The 17,296-nt window shown below is 72.4% G+C and carries 13 protein-coding genes; 5 read left to right on the top strand and 8 right to left on the bottom strand.

Annotated features, from left to right (window positions below; all coding sequences use genetic code 11):
* Positions 1 to 42 precede the first annotated feature (42 nt).
* Positions 43 to 2,190 carry an ABC transporter family substrate-binding protein gene (locus tag Sm713_RS06540; RefSeq protein WP_212908710.1) on the bottom strand — a complete coding sequence of 716 codons (2,148 nt, stop codon included), beginning with the start codon at positions 2,188 to 2,190 and terminating at the stop codon, positions 43 to 45.
* Positions 2,191 to 2,884: 694 nt separating this feature from the next.
* Here Sm713_RS06540 and Sm713_RS06535 point away from each other — a divergent pair.
* From Sm713_RS06535 to Sm713_RS06520, 4 genes are all read left to right on the top strand, one after another.
* Positions 2,885 to 3,199, top strand: coding sequence for a hypothetical protein (locus Sm713_RS06535; RefSeq protein ID WP_212908709.1), 315 nt, complete (start codon positions 2,885 to 2,887; stop codon positions 3,197 to 3,199).
* A gap of 15 nt (positions 3,200 to 3,214) precedes the next feature.
* Positions 3,215 to 4,039, top strand: a complete 825-nt coding sequence (locus Sm713_RS06530) for a hypothetical protein (RefSeq protein ID WP_212908708.1) — start codon at positions 3,215 to 3,217, stop codon at positions 4,037 to 4,039.
* A gap of 71 nt (positions 4,040 to 4,110) precedes the next feature.
* Entirely contained in the window at positions 4,111 to 6,075 is a 1,965-nt protein-coding gene (locus Sm713_RS06525; protein ID WP_212908707.1) for a fumarate reductase/succinate dehydrogenase flavoprotein subunit, read from the top strand.
* Positions 6,072 to 6,941 (top strand): succinate dehydrogenase/fumarate reductase iron-sulfur subunit, encoded by an 870-nt coding sequence (locus Sm713_RS06520; RefSeq protein WP_283249765.1) that lies wholly within the window; start codon positions 6,072 to 6,074, stop codon positions 6,939 to 6,941. Before Sm713_RS06525 ends, Sm713_RS06520 begins: the two co-directional genes overlap by 4 nt.
* An 85-nt stretch (positions 6,942 to 7,026) precedes the next feature.
* On the opposite strand, the gene Sm713_RS06515 is transcribed toward Sm713_RS06520, so the two are convergent.
* From Sm713_RS06515 to Sm713_RS06485, 7 genes are all read right to left on the bottom strand, one after another.
* Positions 7,027 to 7,686: a hemerythrin domain-containing protein gene (locus tag Sm713_RS06515; protein WP_212908706.1), complete on the bottom strand. Its 660-nt coding sequence runs from the start codon at positions 7,684 to 7,686 to the stop codon at positions 7,027 to 7,029.
* 219 nt (positions 7,687 to 7,905) lie between these two features.
* A complete protein-coding gene (locus Sm713_RS06510) occupies positions 7,906 to 9,015 on the bottom strand; it encodes a hypothetical protein (RefSeq protein ID WP_249416136.1) in 1,110 nt (369 codons plus the stop codon).
* Between the two features lie 285 nt (positions 9,016 to 9,300).
* Positions 9,301 to 12,234 carry a SpoIIE family protein phosphatase gene (locus Sm713_RS06505; RefSeq protein WP_374195961.1) on the bottom strand — a complete coding sequence of 978 codons (2,934 nt, stop codon included), beginning with the start codon at positions 12,232 to 12,234 and terminating at the stop codon, positions 9,301 to 9,303.
* A gap of 675 nt (positions 12,235 to 12,909) precedes the next feature.
* The gene (locus Sm713_RS06500) at positions 12,910 to 13,320 is read right to left on the bottom strand and encodes a (deoxy)nucleoside triphosphate pyrophosphohydrolase (RefSeq protein ID WP_212908705.1); all 411 of its coding nucleotides are present in this window, start codon (positions 13,318 to 13,320) and stop codon (positions 12,910 to 12,912) included.
* 55 nt (positions 13,321 to 13,375) lie between these two features.
* Positions 13,376 to 13,558 (bottom strand): SPOR domain-containing protein, encoded by a 183-nt coding sequence (locus Sm713_RS06495; protein WP_212908704.1) that lies wholly within the window; start codon positions 13,556 to 13,558, stop codon positions 13,376 to 13,378.
* Positions 13,559 to 14,044: 486 nt separating this feature from the next.
* A complete protein-coding gene (locus Sm713_RS06490; protein WP_212908703.1) occupies positions 14,045 to 14,935 on the bottom strand; it encodes an RNA polymerase sigma factor SigF in 891 nt (296 codons plus the stop codon).
* A 208-nt stretch (positions 14,936 to 15,143) separates the two neighbouring features.
* Complete coding sequence (locus tag Sm713_RS06485) at positions 15,144 to 15,896, bottom strand: GntR family transcriptional regulator (RefSeq protein WP_212908702.1); 753 nt, start codon at positions 15,894 to 15,896, stop codon at positions 15,144 to 15,146.
* 250 nt (positions 15,897 to 16,146) lie between these two features.
* Here Sm713_RS06485 and Sm713_RS06480 point away from each other — a divergent pair, with 250 nt between their 5' ends.
* Complete coding sequence (locus Sm713_RS06480) at positions 16,147 to 17,277, top strand: threonine synthase (protein WP_212908701.1); 1,131 nt, start codon at positions 16,147 to 16,149, stop codon at positions 17,275 to 17,277.
* Positions 17,278 to 17,296 lie beyond the last annotated feature (19 nt).

Raw genomic sequence — 17,296 nt, 5'->3', positions numbered from 1 at the left:
GGCATGAAAGGCACCCCAGCAGGCGCGTGCGGGAAACGTCGCCTACTTCGTGCCCCTGGCCGGGGAACCCTCCGGCTCCTCGGGGCGCCCAGGCGCCCCCTCCGCCCCGGACTTGCGGAATCCGATGTCCTGGTAGTGCGGGTCCTCGAAGCCGAAGGCGCCCACATTCGCGAGGTTGCCGCGCACCGCGACCAGCTGGGGCCGCTGGTACAGCGGGATGGAGCCGGCCTCCGCCCAGATCCGCTGGTCGGCCTTCCTGACGAGGTCCATCTCCTTGCCGGTGTCCAGCTCCGTCATCGCCTGGTCGAAGAGCTGGTCGATGAGGTCCGTGCCGACCCGGGTGTAGTTCTGCTCGACGTTCAGCGACCCGTCCGCCCCCGGCACCGGCTTGGCGAAGATCGGACGGGCGTCGGTGGCCGGGAACGCGGAGCCGGGCCACGAGTACAGCGCCATGTCGTACTGGCCGGAGGCGATGTGGTCGTTGAAGTAGCTGTCGTCGGCGACCCTGGTCATCTCGGTGCGGATGCCGATGCGGTCCAGCATCCGCGCGATGCGGTCGCCCACCGCGCGCACGGCCTCGGAGCCGGGCCCTGAGGGCAGGACGAAGCGCAGCATCAGCGGCTTGCCGTTCTTGGCGAGCGGGCCCGCGGGGGCCCCGGCGGGCGCCGCGGAGCCCTGCGGGGCGTACGCGCCGGGCGCACCGCCCCCGGCGCCCTGCCGGGCGCTCTGCGCCGCCTCGGAGCCGGCGGCGTGCTTGTCGTCGCCGGCCGGCGCGCTCGCGGTCCCGCTGCCGCTGCCGCCCGCGGCGGGCTCGCCGGTGCCGGCCCCGCCGGCACCCCGCGGGGCTCCCTTCTGTGCGCCGCCGCTGCGCACCCAGCCCGCGTCCGCGAGCAGCGCCTGCGCCTCGGCCGCGTCGTGCTTGCCGAGCGCGCCGCTGCCGTCCGCGTAGCCGTCCTGGCCGGCGAGCGCGAGGTGGCTGCCGACGGTCCGCGCCGGCAGGCCGAGCGGCTTGAGCACCAGCCGGGCCAGCTCGTCGCGGTCGATGGCGCGGGCCACGGCGCGGCGCACCCGGTCGTCGGCGAGCGGCCCCGCGGAGCCGTTGAGGGCGAGCTGGGTGTAGGCGGGCTCCAGGGACTTGCGGATCACGTAGCGGCGCAGGCCCGCCTGCTGGGCGGCGTAGGCCGCGACGGCCTTGCGGTTCCGCGCGTGGGCGTCGGCCTCCTCGTTCGAACCGCGCGCGCCCGCGTTCTCGCGCTGCGCGCTCCCGGCGCTCGCGGAGGCACCGTGCGCCTGCGAGCCCTTGCCGCGGTCCCTGGCGGCCCGTGCGATGCGCTGGGCGTCGGCCGTGTCGACCTCGGCGATGTCGAGGCGGCCGGCGGCGAGCGCCGCGGTGCGCTTGGCGCGCGGCACGGCCTTGAAGACGATCCCGGACAGCCTGGCGCGCTCGCCCCACCAGCGGGGATTGCGCTGGACGGTGATCTCGTCGCGCTCGCCGTCGAACCGGCCGAGCCTGAAGGGGCCCGCGGTGACCCGGAGCCTGCGCCGCGCGCCGTCGTTGAAGGCGCCCGGGGAGCCCATGGTCTCCTTCGGGTACAGCGGCGAGAACAGCGAGCGCCAGTCCGCGTAGGCCCTGTTGAAGGTGACCCGCACCTCCCCGCCGCCGGCCTGCTCGATCTTCTCGATGCGGTCGTAGCCGGCGTTGCGGGCGGTCCAGTACGCGGCCTCCTTGCCGGACAGGGCGTGCCACTGGGCGGTGAAGTCCGCCGCGGAGAGCGGCCGGCCGTTGCTCCACTTCGCCTTCGGGCTGAGCTTGTAGAGCACGACCTGCTTGGGCTTGGTGGCGGTGACCTCCGCGGACCGGAGGTAGTCGGGGTCGGCGCCCGGCCTGCCGCGTTCGTCGAGGCGGAACATCGACGGCAGGACGGTGCCGGCGATCCGGGAGGTGGCGGCGTCGGCGTCGGCCTGGAAGGTGTTGAGGGTCGCCGGCATCGCGTCGATGGCCCACCGCACCGTGCCGCCGTCGGCGAGGCTCGCGCGGCCCGCCGGGGCGATGTCCTGGGCGGCGGCCGGATCGTCGGAGTCCTCGTTCGAGTCGCCGCAGCCGGCCAGTCCGGGCACGACCAGCACACCGGCCGTCAGGAACGCGGCTGACCGCATGACCGACCGCAGCCGGACACCGTCGTGGGACATCTCTGCATACCTCCGAGGCCGGGCCGCCCACCGCCCGTCGGACGCCGGGCACTGGCCGGTGCGATCGCCTCGGGGCGGCGATGGAAGCGCGTAGGGCGGTGATGGAGCTGATCACATCTGCTGATCACATCTATGGCCCCACTGAAGGCGATCCGGCGGGCCCGTGGCCGCAGACACGCATCGGCCGGCCGCGAACCCCACCCGGGCGGCCCAACGCCGTCCCGACGAGTGATTCCGGCGGCCCGCACCACACCGGACACGAGTTCGAAGCGCACCTCATACCGGTGGTGTCCGAGCGCGGCGGGACCCGGTGGGCGGCCGAGGACGGCCCACAGTCCGCCCGAGCTGCGCACACCGCCCCGGCCCGACGAAGGGGCGCACGGGGCGCGAACGGGGCGTATGCGACGGCTGGGGGTGACGGAACTCGGGGAATCCGCGCAGATCCCTTCCCAATACATGAAGTGACGCGCAACACTCGCAGGCGCATGCTGGACGATGCGAGGCCTGTGCCCCGCATACGCCACCGCCGTACAGCGACCGGAGACCGCAGCCGACCACCGGGACGGCAAGCGGAGAGAAGGCGTCGAAGCAAGCATCAGAAGGCAAGACGGACACACGGCAACAAAGGAGCAGAGAGCGGCAACCGGGTCGGTATGGCGGATATGGGCGGGAATAGCCGGAGAGAGGGTACGTCATGGTTGTACATGATGACTTGGCTATAGTTCAGCGCTGCATCGACGACCTGTGCCGGACCGTGGGCCGACTGGAGCAGGAGGTCGGGGGCGGCCTGGACGTACGGCGCGTCCGCACCGACGCCGACCACCTGCGCGAGAGCGTCGCTCTGCTGCGCGAGTCGGCGGCCGCGCCCGGGGCCGCGCACAGGCCGGAACCGGTCGTCGTACCCGACGACCCGTACGACCGCTCGCTGTGGATGAACGCAGACGAGGCAGACGAACACGACGGCCTGGACGACGAAGGACTCGGCGCCCGGGACCGGCACGCACCCTGACCCGAGGAAACCCTGTTGGCCACTGGTACCGAACCCCGACCTAGCACCACCGGCGGCGTACGCGGAGCAACGCGTGCCGCCATCGACGCCCCGCACCTGCGCACCGACCGGTGGTGGCTGGCACCCGCCGTGACCGCGGCCGGGCTGCTGGCCTTCATCGTCTATTCGACGTGGCGGGCCTTCGCGAACGCGGACTACTACGCGGCGCCGTACGTCTCACCGTTCTACTCGCCCTGCCTCGCGGACAACTGCCGCGAGATGGCGGGCGGCCCCAACTGGGACCTGTTCGGCAGCTGGTGGGGCATCTCCCCCGCCATCATCGTGCTGATCTTCCCGCTCAGCTTCCGGCTGACCTGCTACTACTACCGCAAGGCCTACTACCGGGGCTTCTGGGCGTCGCCGCCGGCCTGCGCGGTGGCCGAGCCGCACAAGACGTACTCGGGCGAGACCCGCTTCCCGCTGATCCTCCAGAACATCCACCGCTACGCGTTCTACCTGGCGCTGCTGGTGGCGGCGGTGCTCACCTACGACACCGTGCTGTCGTTCCGCGACGAGCACCACAACTGGGGCCACATGGGCCTCGGCACGATCATCTTCGTCATCAACATCGTGCTGATCTGGGCGTACACGCTGTCGTGCCACTCCTGCCGGCACATCGTCGGCGGACGCCTGCGGCACTTCTCGAAGCACCCGGTGCGGTACCGGTTGTGGGGCTGGGTCGGCAAGCTGAACGAGCGCCACATGCAGCTCGCCTGGTCGTCCCTGATCAGCGTGGCGGCCGCCGACTTCTACGTCTATCTGCTCGCGAGCGGCGCCTTCAGCGACCCGCGGCTCTTCTAGCCCCGCGACTGCCTGGGGGTCCACGATGACAGTGGACCCGTGACTGCTCTGGATGGGATGCGACACAAGCGATGGCTCAAGTGGAACGGCAGCAGTGGGACGTGGTCGTGGTCGGCGCCGGTGGCGCCGGGCTGCGGGCCGCGATCGAGGCGCGCGAGCAGGGCGCACGGACGGCGGTGATCTGCAAGTCCCTGTTCGGCAAGGCCCACACGGTGATGGCCGAGGGAGGCATCGCCGCCTCCATGGGCAATGTGAACTCCGGGGACAACTGGCAGGTGCACTTCCGCGACACGATGCGCGGAGGCAAGTTCCTGAACCAGTGGCGGATGGCGGAGCTGCACGCCAAGGAGGCCCCGGACCGGGTCTGGGAGCTGGAGACCTGGGGCGCCCTCTTCGACCGCACCAAGGACGGCAGGATCTCCCAGCGGAACTTCGGCGGGCACGAGTACCCGCGCCTCGCCCACGTCGGCGACCGCACCGGGCTCGAACTGATCCGCACGCTCCAGCAGAAGGTCGTCTCGCTCCAGCAGGAGGACTTCAGGGAGCACGGCGACTACGAGGCCCGGATCAAGGTCTTCCAGGAGTGCACGGTCACGCGCATCCTGAAAGACGACGAGGGCCGCGTCGCCGGCGTCTTCTGCTACGAGCGCGAGACCGGCCGCTTCTTCGTGATCGAGGCGCCCTCCGTGGTGCTCGCCACCGGCGGTATCGGCAAGTCGTTCAAGGTGACCTCCAACTCCTGGGAGTACACCGGTGACGGCCACGCGCTGGCGCTGCTCGCCGGGGCGCCGCTGCTCAACATGGAGTTCGTGCAGTTCCACCCGACGGGCATGGTCTGGCCGCCGTCGGTGAAGGGCATCCTCGTCACGGAGTCGGTCCGCGGTGACGGCGGCGTGCTGCGCAACTCCGAGGGCAAGCGGTTCATGTTCGACTACGTCCCCGACGTCTTCAAGGAGCAGTACGCGCAGACGGAGGACGAGGGCGACCGCTGGTACGAGGACCCGGACAACAACCGTCGCCCTCCCGAGCTGCTGCCCCGCGACGAGGTCGCGCGCGCCATCAACTCCGAGGTGAAGGCCGGCCGCGGCTCCCCGCACGGCGGCGTCTTCCTGGACGTCTCGACGCGGATGCCGGCGGAGGTGGTGCGCCGCCGGCTGCCGTCCATGTACCACCAGTTCAAGGAGCTGGCGGACGTCGACATCACGGCCGAGCCCATGGAGGTCGGCCCGACCTGCCACTACGTGATGGGCGGCGTCGCGGTCGACTCGGACACCGCTGCGGCACGCGGGGTGCCCGGTCTGTTCGCCGCCGGCGAGGTCGCGGGCGGCATGCACGGCTCCAACCGGCTCGGCGGCAACTCCCTGTCCGACCTCCTGGTGTTCGGGCGCCGGGCGGGACTGCACGCGGCCGAGTACGCCTCGGGCGCGGACGCCTCCGAGGGCGGCCGGCCGGCGGTCGCCGACTCCCTCGTGGACACGGCGGCGGCCGAGGCGCTGCGGCCGTTCTCCGCGGAGAGTCCGGAAGGCCCCGAGGACGAGGCGGCGGCCGGCCGGCCGCCGGAGAACCCGTACACGGTCCACCAGGAGCTCCAGCAGACCATGAACGACCTCGTGGGCATCATCCGCCGCGAGGGCGAGATGGAGAAGGCGCTGGAGAAGCTGGGCGAGCTGCGGGTGCGGGCCCGGCGCGCGGGCGTCGAGGGGCACCGGCAGTTCAACCCCGGCTGGCACCTCGCCCTCGACCTGCGGAACATGCTGCTGGTCAGCGAGTGCATCGCCCGCGCCGCGCTGGAGCGCACCGAGAGCCGCGGCGGCCACACCCGCGAGGACCACGCCGGGATGAACCGCGCGTGGCGCCGGGTGAACCTGATCTGCCGGCTCTCCGACCCCACCGGCGGCCTGGCCGCCACCGACGCGAAGCGCGGGCAGATCGACCTGTCCCGCGAGGAGACCGAGCCCATCCGTTCCGACCTGCTGGCCCTCTTCGACAAGGAGGAGCTGGTCAAGTACCTCGCCGAAGAGGAGCTGTTCGAGTGACCACGGCAACATCCCAGAGCGCGCAGGGTTCCCCCTCCGAGGGGTCCCCTTCGAGCGGCCCCGCCGAGCCCGGCACCCAGCCGAGCGGCGCGGCGGCCCAGTCCTACGAGGCGCACTTCCGGGTCTGGCGGGGTGACATCGACGGGGGCTCCCTGGAGGACTACCGCGTCGAGGTGAACGAGGGCGAGGTGGTGCTCGACATCATCCACCGGCTCCAGGCCACCCAGGCGCCGGACCTCGCGGTCCGCTGGAACTGCAAGGCGGGCAAGTGCGGCTCGTGCAGTGCGGAGATCAACGGCCGGCCCCGGCTGATGTGCATGACCCGGATGTCCGTCTTCGACCGCGACCAGACGATCACGGTGACGCCGATGCGGACGTTCCCCGTGGTGCGGGACCTGGTCACGGACGTCGGGTTCAACTACACCAAGGCCCGCGAGGTGCCCGCGTTCGTGCCGCCGAAGGACCTCGGTCCCGGCGAGTACCGGATGCAGCAGGAGGACGTGGACCGGTCGCAGGAGTTCCGCAAGTGCATCGAGTGCTTCCTGTGCCAGGACACCTGCCACGTGGTGCGTGACCACGAGGAGAACAAGACCTCGTTCGCCGGGCCTCGCTTCCTCATGCGGGTGGCCGAGCTCGACATGCACCCGCTGGACGCGGCCGAGGAGCGGGGCCTGGACCGCAAGCGCACCGCGCAGGAGGAGCACGGCCTCGGCTACTGCAACATCACCAAGTGCTGCACCGAGGTCTGCCCCGAGGGCATCCACATCACCGACAACGCGCTCATCCCGCTGAAGGAGCGCGCGGTCGACCGGAAGTACGACCCGCTGGTGTGGCTGGGCAACAAGATCCGCCGCCGCGGTCAGTGAGGCGGCCGGCGACGCCCTGAACACGACCCGTGCGGGGCGCTCGGCCGGGGTACGGGCCCGGGCCGAGCGCCCCGCCGGGAGCGCTTCAGGCGCCGACGCGCGGCGGTGTGGGGGTTCCGTGGACCCGCTTGGCGTGCGCCGCGTAACGGCGGCGCGCGACGACCGGGACGAGCAGGCGCACGGGCAGCGGGGCCGTCGCCAGCACGGCCTTGATGACCTCCGGATCGCCCTCGTACATCGCCATTCCGAACGCGAGCGGCAGGTCCTTCTTGCTGGAGGAGGCCATCCCGTGTTCGCCGATCTTGTGCCACTCCGCCGCGGTGACGTGCTTCTCGGCCAGCGGCAGGATCTCCTTCTCCTCCAGCGCCATGTGCTCCAGGAGCACGGCCGCCAGCCGCTCGAAGGCCTCGGCGAGTTCGTCGGCGCCCTGGCCGGTGGAGCGCCAGCCGCCGAGCAGTCCGGTCACCTCCGCGTGGCCCTTCTCGATGGCCTGGTGCTGCTCCTCCATCGCCGGCACGATGGCGGCCGCCTCCTCGCCGCCGCGCTCGACGAGCTTCGGCCACAGCAGCAGGTCCTCACCCTCGTGGTGGGTGTGCAGGATGGCGCACACCAGCACCGCATGGGCGGCGACGACCTCCGCACGCCGGGTGTCGCCCGGTGCGACGGCCCTGACGAGGGCGGGGAGCAGCCTGAATTCCCGACGCAGCGCCGTGTGGGCCATGTACATGTCGCGAACATCGGCCATGGGTTCATTGACGTGTGGAGCCATTGTCTACTTTCCTCGTACTGCGGCTGGATATCTGCCAGGGGAGCTCGGCGGGCGTCGGAGGACCCGGCATGTGCCGAGTCTGCCGGGAGTACGAGAGAGCATGACCGATGCGCCGCGATCCGGGCGTGACGGTCATGTGAATGTGGGCCTAACGCGTGGTTGCCCGAGCATCGTGGCGGAAGGCGGCCTCCTGCGCTACGGCAGCCAGCCCGTCCGGTACGCGGCCCAGTCCTCCTCGCGGGCCGTGAAGTCCACGTAGAGGGCCACCCCGAAGTGGTCGCGGCCCTGGTCCGTGCGCGAGAGGCCGAGCCTGGTGCCGCGGACCGCGGCGGCGACCGTCTCGGCGAAGCCCCAGTGGCTGGGATCGTTCTCCTGGTAGAAGGGCAGGCCCATCAGCAGGTCCGTGGTGGGCGGGGTGACCTGGAGCGCGAGCGAGGTCTGCTCGGCGACGTAGCCGCCGTACATGCTCTTCAGCGGCATCGCGGTGTCGTACGACATCAGCGCGATCTGGTCGACGCGGCGCGCCACCTGCCCGAAGAACGCCTGCGACCACCACTTGGGGTGGCCGGTGAAGGCGCCGTAGAGGGAGTGCATGCCGGGCAGCGGGTCGATCTGGTGGGCGGCGACGGACAGGACGGCGCCCCGCGCGTGCAGCAGCGTCCGCAGCCTCTCCAGCAGCCCGAGGTAGGCGCCGTCGCCCGAGTGCAGCGGCTCCAGGTCGAAGTGCACCCCGTCGAAGCCGGCGGCGAGGATCCGCCGGGTGGAGGTCACCATGCGGTCGCGGGTGGCGGCGTCCTCCAGGTGCAGCCCCTCGGGCCCCTCGGTGGCCAGCTCGTCGCCCAGCCAGGCCTGCACCCGCACCCCCGGCAGCAACCGGTGCACCGTCGCGACCAGCCATGCCGCCTTCGGGTGGACGGAGTCCGGCAGCGAGCCGTCGTGCTCCAGGGGGCCCGCGTGCACGTAGAGGTCGCGGATGCCGGTGCCCTCCAGCCGCTTGCCGAGGGCCCGCACGTCGGCGTCGTCCTTGCGGCCGTCCACCCAGGCGTGCCCCAGCCAGAGGGCGTCGCGGCCCCGGGTGGTGGTGCCGGGCGCCGGGTCGCCCGCGTAGCCGATCCGCAGCTCCACGCCGGCGACGACCGCGGGGACGAGCAGGAGTACCACCACGGCGAGCGCGACGCGTCTGGGCCACTTCAGCCGGGGGCTGCGCCATCTCCGTCTCAGCCGCTGCCCCGGGCCGCCACCGGCCGGCGCCGCGGCGTCCTCCTGCGCGCGCTCACGTGTCGTACCACTGCGCTCGTCCCGCATCGGGCCCCCCATGGCCGTCCCCGTCCGCCGTGTCCGTACCGCCCGGGTCTGTCCCGCGCGGGAGCGGTCAGGCTATCCGGCGGCCGGAACGCGCCCGATGCCGCGGGCGGCACACGGGCCCGGGAACGGGGTCACGGGCCGGATCGGGTCACGGGCCTGGAACAGGATCACGGGCCCGGGAAAGGGCACAGGCCCGGGAACGGCTCACGGGCCCGGGAACGGCTCACGGGCCCGCAGCGGCCGCATGGGCCCGGACGAGTAGGTCGGACGGCTGCCGAAGGGCCGTCAGAAGAGGCTCAGCAGGGCCTCTGCCGGGTCCGCGGGGGTGGTGTCGCCGTTCGGCAGCGGCATCTCGAACCAGACGGTCTTGCCACGCGGCGTGCGGCGCGAGCCCCAGGAGGCGCTGAGGAGCTGGACGAGCTGGAGGCCGCGGCCGCCCTCGTCGGTGTCCCGGGCGCGCCGCCTGCGCGGCTGGACGAGCCCGGCGTCCCAGACCTCGCACACCAGAGTGCGGTCCAGCAGGAGCCGTAGCCTGATCTCGCCCTCGCCGTACCGCAGGGCGTTGGTGACCAGCTCGCTGACCAGCAACTCGGCGGTGTCGGCGAGCGCTTCGAGGTCCCAGCCGACGAGCTGTGCACGGGCGTGCTCGCGGGCGCGGCTGACGCTCAGCGCCTCGCGCGGCAGGGTCCAGTCCCCCACGGCCTCCTCGGGCAGGCCCTGGATGCGGGCCATGAGCAGCGCGACGTCGTCCTCGCCGTGGTGGGTGTTGAGGGTGTTGAGGACGTGGTCGCAGACGTCCTCCAGGGGCCGGTTCGGCTCGGTGAGGGTGTTCACGAACGCCTGCAGGCCCTCGTCGAGCGGGTTCTCGCGCGACTCGACGAGGCCGTCGGTGTAGAGCGCGAGGAGCGTGCCCTCGGCGAGCTTCACCTCGACCTCCTCGAACGGCTCGCCGCCCACGCCCAGCGGCATGCCGGGCGGCACGTCCAGCATCAGCGCGGACTCACCGGGCTCGGCGATCACCGGCGGCAGGTGGCCGGCGTTGGCGAAGGTGATGCGCCGGGTGACGGAGTCGTAGACGGCGTAGATGCAGGTGGCGAGGTAGACCTCGGAGAGGTCGGCGTCGCGGGACTGGCGGGCGGTGCGGGTGGCCTGCTGGACGCCGCCGGGCGTGCCGAGGCCGCGGGCGATCTCGTCCAGCGCGGAGAGCACCTCGGCGGGCTCCAGGTCGAGCAGCGCGAGCGTGCGCACCGCGGTGCGCAGTTCCCCCATGGCGACGGCGGCGCGCAGCCCGCGGCCCATCACGTCGCCGACGACGAGGGCGGTGCGGTGCCCGGGCAGCTCGATGACGTCGAACCAGTCGCCCCCGACCTCGGTGGCGGCGTTCCCGGGCAGGTAGCGGCAGGCGATGTCGAGGCCGGACGCCTCGGGGTCGCCGGGCGGCAGCAGGGACCGCTGGAGTATCAGCGCCCGTTCGTGCTCGCGCCGGTACAGGCGGGCGTTGTCGATGCAGACGGCGGCCCGTGCGGCGAGTTCGACGGCCAGCGCGCGGTCCCGCTCGCCGAACGGCTCGCTGCCCTTGGTGCGCGAGAACTGGGCGAGGCCCACCACGGTGTCGTGGGCGACCATCGGCACGGCCAGGGTGGACTGGATGAGGCCCCGGTCGCCGGGGATGTGCCGGGGGCGGCCGATCCGCAGCGCCTCGGCGCAGGGCGAGGCGAACGGGTAGTGGTGGACGGCGCCCACCGCGACGGGCGCGGGCCCGCCAGCGAACGGCGCGTCGGACACGGCGCTCGCGAAGGCGACCCGGCGCAACTCCGCGCTGCCGGAGCCCGACTTGGCGCCGGTCGCCGCCCACTGCCCGGACGGGGACTCGTCCCCCTGCAGCAGGCCCTGGAAGAGGTCGACGGAGGCGAGGTCGCAGAAGCCGGGGACGGTGACGTCGAGCAGTTCCCTGGCGGTGGTCTCCAGGTCCAGGGAGTTGCCGATCCGGGCGCCCGCCTCGTTCAGCAGGGCGAGGTTGCGGCGGGCGAGCGCGGCCTCGCGGGCGGCGGCCTGCCTGCGGGTGACGTCGATGCCGAGGCCCGCGACGCCGATCGGGGTGCCGGAGGCGCTGTGCACGCGGTAGAGGCTGACGGACCAGTGGCGGCGGTCGGGTGAGCCGGGGGTGGGGCCGACGAGCTGCATGTCGTTGACGGCCTCGCCGGTGTCGAGCACCCGGCGCAGCGCGACCGCCAGCCGGTCCGCCTCGCCCTTCGGGAGGTAGTCGCGGGCGGTGCGGCCGCGGTGGTCGTCGGACGTGCCGCCGAAGACCTCGGCGAAACGGCGGTTGGTGCGCCGGACGCGCAGGTCGCGGTCGAAGAGCAGGAAGCCGAACGGAGATTGACCGAAAATCGCCTGCGAGGCGGCGAGGTCGGTCTCGATGTACCGGAGCAACTGGACGTCGACGACGAGGCAGAGGGCGGCGTGTTCGCCGTCGGCGGTCTCGGTCGGCATCACGTATATCTCGGCGATGCCGTCGGCTTCGGCGGTCCCTGAGGGCCCCCGGGCCGCCCCGGGGCCGGCCGCGACGGTCCGTCCTCCGCCGCCCGCCGGGACGGCCGGGGGTCCGCCCTGCGGGCCCGCAGGGCCACCGTCCGGCTCGTCGCCGGACCGGGGCAGGCGGAAGGGGACGGAGCCGGTCCACTCGCGGCCGTCCAGTATCTCCGTCATCTTGCGGCGGCCGTGCGGGCGGAGTTCGGCGGGGACGAACGCCTCGATGGGGTCCTTGCCGAGGGCGGCCGCTGCGGAGACGCCGAAGAGCTGCTCGGCGCGGTCGCTCCACTGGTCGATCAGGCCGTCGGGGCCGATCGAGAACGAGGCGACCTTGAGGTGGTCGTAGAGCGAGCCCGGCGGGGTGCTCTGCCACATGCCGTCGCCCGCCGGCTCATCGCCGCCGGTGAGCGGGTCGTGGGCTCCTGCGACATGGGCCGCGAGGTGGGACGTGACGTCGCGGGCCACGCCTTCGCGGGCGTCGTCGCCCGGCCCGCCCGGCGCGTCACCCCGGGCGGCGCTTGCGGCCGCCTCGCGCGCTGCCGGGCGCTCGCCGGGAGCGCTCACGGCGGGGGCCGAGGCACCCCGCGCTCCACCCGCGGCGTCGTCGGGTCCATTGCCGGGCCCGTCGCCCGAGGAACCGCCTGACGGCGGCTCGGACTCCCTGGCCCTCGCTGGTATCTCGCTCACGCGAACCGTCCCCTCCAGCTCACCGCATCCCGTACCAGTCTCAAGGTGCGGCTGTCGGAAGTATCCAGCACTCCGAGCCCATCCGACACGGTGTTCACGATCACAGCACGGTCCCAACTCTCTCCGGCCGTGGGACCGGCATCATCCTGTCTTCTAACCGGGCGGGGACGGCTCGAACCACACGGTTTTGTCCATACCGCTGTGCCGGACGACCCGGCGGCGGGTGGCGCCCGCCACGAGCCGCGATCCTCGCCCTTTCCCGTCGCCGGGGGCGGGCGTCCGGAGGCAGGGGCGGGGTGCGGGGAGTGCCGGAGACCTCCGCCGGCAGCGGCGCCGGGGCACGCCGAGGGGCACACGCGCAGGGCGCCGACGGGCCCGCCCGTATGCCGCAGCGAGCGGGACACCAGTGCGCTGACCAGCAGTTCGGCGAGATCGGCGAGGGGTTCGGCGCGGCGGTTCCCGAGCCGTCCGCGGATCCGGGCGCGGGCGCTCCGCACGTCGCCCGCGTTCGCGGGGAAGGTCCACTGGACGCGGTCACCGGCCATGCCGATCACGCCGATCACCTCGCGAGGCGTGCTGGGGAGCGATAAGGGCCGAAGTGTGAGATACCCCACTCATGACTCTCTGTATCCTCAGTGGCCCTCTGTATCCCCATCCCCCTGCGGCCCCGTGCCCTCACTGCCCGGAGGACTCCAGGAGTCCGGCGTGCCGCGCGGTCGCGTGGACCGCCGGGACGTCCTGGTCGAGCCAGGGCACGTCCCACAGTTCGGCGGCGGTGAGCCAGCGCAGGGCGTCGTGGTCCTGGAGGGGGCGGGGTTCGCCCTCGACCAGCCCGGCCGTCCACACCTGGAGCACCCAGCCGGGCTTCAGGGGCCACTGTCCGGGGACGCGGTCCAGCGGCCGGGCCTCGATGCCCAGTTCCTCCTGGAGTTCGCGTATTAGCGCCTGCTCGGGCGACTCTCCCGCCTCCACCTTGCCGCCGGGCAACTCCCAGCGGCCGGCCAGCTCCGGGGGTGCGCTACGACGCGCCGCCAGCAGACGTCCCCGGTGGAGCAGGGCTGCCGCCACCACGATCCGCTCCGTCATCGGCCCATGATCCGTACCGTCATGGGCGGAGCCTACGGGAGGGGTGCGGGGGCGCTCACGAGGAGCCGTTCCAACCTACGCGCTCCACCGTGTAGAGCTGCTTGCTGCCTTGGCCGTCCAGCCGGTCCACCATCCGCTGAGCCTCCGCCTTGGTGGGGAAACTGCCGATCCGGTAGCGGTTGCCGTTGTCATCCCTGCGTATGACGTGCCAGACCAGCGGGGTCGTGCTGTCGCCCATCGCGCTCCTTCACCCCTCTTCGCTCTCCGTCCCCGGCCGGCGTCCGGTCCCGATCGCCAAGGAAACCGCACCACGCATATGCCCGAGCCTACGCCCGACCTTTACGCAGCGGATACGGAATTACACAAAGAGGTCGCCCAACCAGCCACGCCCGCGGCGCGAGCAGGCCGGCACGGGGCCGGGGAGGCCTGGCGCCGCAAGGCATGGGGAACCTCCTGGCGCATTCGGGCATGTGAGGGGCGCGTCGGGCCAACACGCACAACCTCCGCGCTCCGGCGGCCGGAGACAACCGTGAAGACCGAGGAGGCCGGGAGCCGCGGCGCTCGTCGCCGCAGGCCCGGCCCCTCGGTCAGCAGGTTCGGTGTTCGGTGTGCTGTGTTCGGTGCTCTGTGTTCGGTGCTCTGTTCGCCGGTTCGGCGGCCCTGTCGGCTCCCGGCCCGTTCCCGGGCTGTTCCGGTCCGCTCCCGGTCCGACGTCAGGATCGGGTCAGTCCGACGTCAGGATCCCGTCGCGCAGGCGGGCGGTGATCCGGGTCAGCAACCGGGAGACGTGCATCTGGGAGACGCCCAGTTCGGCACCGATCTCGGCCTGCGTCATCTCCTCGCCGAAGCGCAGCCTGAGGATCTTCCGGTCCCGCTCGCCCAGCTTCTCGACCAGCGGCTTGAGCGCCTGGACGTTCTCGACGATCTCCATCTCGTCGTCGGGGCCGCCGATCACGTCGCCGAGGCTCTCGCCGCCCTCGTCGCTGCCGCTGTCCAGCGGGGCGTCCAGCGAGGAGGCGGTGTAGGCGTTGGCCGCCACGATGCCCTCGACGATCTCCTCCTCGTCGCGGCCGAGGTGGGCGGCGAGTTCGGCGGGGGTGGGCGAGCGGTCGAGGCGCTGGAAGAGCGTCTCGGTGGCCTTCGCCAGGTCGATCCGCAGCTCCTGGAGCCGGCGCGGGACGTGCACGTCCCAGCTGGTGTCGCGGAAGAAGCGCTTGATCTCACCGATGATGCAGGGCATCGCGAACGACGCGAACTCGACCTCGCGGCTGAGCTCGAAGCGGTCGATGGCCTTGATGAGGCCGATCGTGCCGACCTGGACGATGTCCTCCATCTGGTCGGACCGGGTGCGGAACCTGGTGGCCGCGAACTTCACCAGGGCGAGGTTCAGTTCGATGAGCGTGTTGCGGACGTCCTGGTACTCGTGCGTGCCTTCTTCCAGCTCCGCCATGCGTGCGAAGTAGAGCTTCGAGAGCTCCCGGGCGTCCTTGGGGGCCACCGTCAGAGCGTTCTCCACGTGGGGAAGCTCCACGGCACTCTCCCGAGGACCGGCCTGTGCACCATCCGCCTGCTCAGCATCCGCCTGCGCGAGTTCAGTCGGGACTCCAGTCACCATGGACACTGCGTCCTCCCCTTGTCGTCAGTGGCTGTGCGCCGAACTGCTCTGCGCGACACCCTTTCTCGTCGGTGAAGTGCGTCTACCCAGCGGTTCGCATGCCATACCCGCGAGTTCGAAACGTCGTCGCGGGCGTGCCTCCGCGCCGCGGCCGCGGCGCGGATGGCGGTGAAAAGGCCCTGGTGAGCGGCTTCATGGCGGTACGGGATCAGCGCACCGGAAGGTGGTACGCGAGGCGGTAGCGGTCGGCGGGGACGACCAGGTCGGCCGTCTCGACCGCGCGGCCGGAGGCGAAGTAGGTGCGGCGGATGTCGATGACCACATGCCCGGGGACGCCGCCGAGGGCCACCAGTTCCTCGGCGAGGCCGGGGCGCGCGCCCACCTCCTCCGTGACGTTGTCGACGACGAGGTCGATGGCGGCCATGCGCTCGACGACGCCCATGCCGCCGAGCGGGCCCTCCTCGGGCAGCATCACGGGGGTGCGGCCGGTGAGGGCCAGGGGCTCCCAGGAGATGGAGAGCATCAGGACGTCGGCAGCGTCGCGGTAGACGTAGCGCGTGCACATCACCGGGTCGCCCTCGTCGATGCCGAGGCGCTCGGCGATCCCCACGCAGGCCTCCGCCTGCTCGCTGCGCGACTCCCAGGTGCCGCGCACCGCGGAATCCGCCTGCTCCTGCCGGAAGGGGGTGGCGCCGCCCGGCGGGCGGTAGCCGGAGCGCGCGATCCTGCGCGGCACGGGCCGCTCGCGCACATAGGTGCCCGACCCCGACCGGCCCTCCACCAGACCCTCGGCCATCAGCACCTTGCGGGCCTCCAGGGCGACGGTGTCCGAGACGCCGTACTGCTCGCGGATCCTGGCCTGCGACGGGAGCCGGGTGTGAGGCGGCAGCGAACCGTCGACGATCTTCTTGCGGAGATCACCTGCCACACGCAGGTACGCCGGCTGTTCACCGAATGTCACTGGCCACTCCCATCAGATTGACAGACAGCAACAGACTGGCAACCCTGGGTTGTTACCGCAAGTAAAGGCCAGAGAATCACTCGAAGTGATTACAAGCGCCGGTACCTGGGGCTTTGCCCTCCGGTTCGTCGTTCTCCCGAGGGCGCCCTTTCGCCCGTCCGGACCGTTCGCTCTGACTCCCTGTCACCCGGCGACAGCACGGACCGGTTCACTCTGCCCGGTTGTCGGTGCGGGTGATTACGCTGCGCATATGACAGCGTTGCCTGATCGCTACTGCCCCGACGACGGCACCCGGGTGCCGAGCCGGTCGCTCGCCTGGCGCTGCCCGGCCTGTCTGGGGCCCCTGGACCTCGACTTCATGCCCACGCCCGCGCCGCTCGCGTCCCTGGCCGGCCGGGCGGACTCGCTCTGGCGGTACGCCGAGTCGCTGCCCCTGCACGACCCGTCCGTCTCGCTGGGCGAGGGGCGTACGCCCCTGGTGCCGCTGCGCGAGGGGATCACGGCCAAGCTCGACTTCCTGATGCCCACGCTCTCGTTCAAGGACCGCGGCGCGGTGCTCCTCGCCGAGCTGGCACGGCGCCTGGAGCCCCGGAGGGTGATCGCCGACAGCAGCGGGAACGCCGGCACCTCGGTCGCCGCCTACTGCGCGCGTGCCCGGCTGTCCTGCACCATCTACGTCCCCCGGGGCACCTCCGGCAAGAAACTGGAGCAGATAGCGGCGCACGGGGCGCGCGTGGAGGTGGTGCCGGGCGACCGGGAGGCCGCGGCACAGGCGGCGCGCCAGGCCGCCGACGAGCCCGGCACGTTCTACGCCAGCCACGTCTTCAACCCGTACTTCCTGCACGGCACCAAGACGTACGTGCACGAGCTGTGGGAGGACATGGGCGGCCGGCTGCCCGACGTCCTTGCGGTGCCGGTTGGCAACGGCACGCTGCTGCTGGGCGCGTCGCTCGCGGTGGAGGAGCTGTTCACGGCGGGGCTGATCGGCCGGCGGCCGGCGCTGTACGCGGTGCAGGCCGCCGCCGTCGCGCCGCTCGCCGACGCCTGGCGCGACGGCCTTGAGGAACTGCCGGAGGCGCCCACCCCCGCGACGCCGACCCTCGCGGAGGGCATCGCCATCCCGCGCCCCCCGCGCGCCCGCCAGATCCTGCGGGCGGTGCGCTCCTCGGGCGGCACCTTCCTCACCGTGACGGAGGGCCAGATCCGCGCCGCCCAGCGGGACCTCGCCTCCCAGGGCCTGTTCGTGGAGTCGACGGGCGTGGCCTGCTGGGCCGCCGTCCGCGACCACGACGCCTTCCGCGGCGACGGCGCCCGCACCGCCGCGGTCCCGCTGTGCGGGGCGGGCCTGAAGACGGGGCTGGCGCCGGAGGCCGGGGACTGAGGGAGCGCGGAGACCGAAC

Source organism: Streptomyces sp. TS71-3, from assembly GCF_018327685.1.
Taxonomy (GTDB): domain Bacteria; phylum Actinomycetota; class Actinomycetes; order Streptomycetales; family Streptomycetaceae; genus Streptomyces.
This window is presented reverse-complemented; position numbering and strand designations above follow the sequence as displayed.

What these genes read in the sequence shown, in the direction of transcription:
- Sm713_RS06540 (WP_212908710.1), bottom strand. Translation starts at nt 2,190, where the DNA reads ATGTCCCACGACGGTGTCCGGCTGCGGTCGGTCATGCGGTCAGCCGCG.
- Sm713_RS06480 (WP_212908701.1), top strand. Translation starts at nt 16,147, where the DNA reads ATGACAGCGTTGCCTGATCGCTACTGCCCCGACGACGGCACCCGGGTG.
- Sm713_RS06500 (WP_212908705.1), bottom strand. Translation starts at nt 13,320, where the DNA reads ATGACGGAGCGGATCGTGGTGGCGGCAGCCCTGCTCCACCGGGGACGT.
- Sm713_RS06510 (WP_249416136.1), bottom strand. Translation starts at nt 9,015, where the DNA reads ATGCGGGACGAGCGCAGTGGTACGACACGTGAGCGCGCGCAGGAGGAC.
- Sm713_RS06525 (WP_212908707.1), top strand. Translation starts at nt 4,111, where the DNA reads ATGGCTCAAGTGGAACGGCAGCAGTGGGACGTGGTCGTGGTCGGCGCC.
- Sm713_RS06515 (WP_212908706.1), bottom strand. Translation starts at nt 7,686, where the DNA reads ATGGCCGATGTTCGCGACATGTACATGGCCCACACGGCGCTGCGTCGG.
- Sm713_RS06535 (WP_212908709.1), top strand. Translation starts at nt 2,885, where the DNA reads ATGGTTGTACATGATGACTTGGCTATAGTTCAGCGCTGCATCGACGAC.
- Sm713_RS06490 (WP_212908703.1), bottom strand. Translation starts at nt 14,935, where the DNA reads ATGGTGACTGGAGTCCCGACTGAACTCGCGCAGGCGGATGCTGAGCAG.
- Sm713_RS06495 (WP_212908704.1), bottom strand. Translation starts at nt 13,558, where the DNA reads ATGGGCGACAGCACGACCCCGCTGGTCTGGCACGTCATACGCAGGGAT.